The sequence below is a fragment of the Caulobacter sp. 05T431 genome, assembly GCF_056665975.1.
The window spans coordinates 1-732 of sequence record NZ_JBFTKU010000057.1; the positions used below are offsets into that span (position 1 = coordinate 1).

1 protein-coding gene is annotated in these 732 nt (G+C 69.0%); it reads right to left on the minus strand.

Annotated features, from left to right (window positions below):
• Nucleotides 1–114 precede the first annotated feature (114 nt).
• A partial coding sequence (locus AC1U89_RS24495; protein WP_479902211.1) for a PhzF family phenazine biosynthesis protein occupies nt 115–732 on the minus strand: 618 nt, incomplete at its 5' end.

Below are 732 nucleotides of genomic sequence, written 5' to 3' on the forward strand. Positions count from 1 at the left end.
GCCCTACTGCGACGGTACCCACAAATTGATCGGGTTCCGGACCGAAATCCGCGCTACCCCGGGGACGAAGGACGCGACGTAAGGAACCCTGCCCGGCTCTGATCAGCTGTTGCCCTAGGCGGCGGGGATTCGGACAGCCGTGCCGCTCACCACTATTCCGCCGGCGGCGGGAATGTCCACGGTGAGTAAGCCCGGGCGGCCGACGTGCCGTCCCTGGTGGATCAAGACCCTCGCCGGGGGCCCGACCAGGCCCAGGAGGCGCAGGTAGGCGCCCACCGCCGCAGCGGCGGCCCCTGTTGCGGGGTCCTCGGTGATGGCTCCGACGGGGAACAGATTCCGGGCTTCGAATTCGCCATCCGCAATGCGGTGCAGGACGGCCACCGTTGCGGCCCAGCCCTGAGCGTCCATGAGCCGGCGCACTGCCTCCGGATCGAAGCCAAAGGAGTCGAAAAGGCTGCGGTCGGCCAGGACCAGCACCGGATGCCAGTTCCCGGAATAGGCGATCCGCGGCGGGTAGGCGGGATCGAGATCCGCCGGCCCGACGCCGAGCAGGCCGAGGAGTTCGGCCAGGACGCCGTCGTCGAATACGGCCACCCGTGGCTCCACGGCGGTAAACGATGCGGTGATGTCGGCGCCGTCGCCTGCTGTTTCGATGACGACGGGGCCGACGGGGGTGTCGAAGGTGAAGGATCCAGCCCCGTCGCGTGCGATCAGCGCAACGGCCAGCGCGAT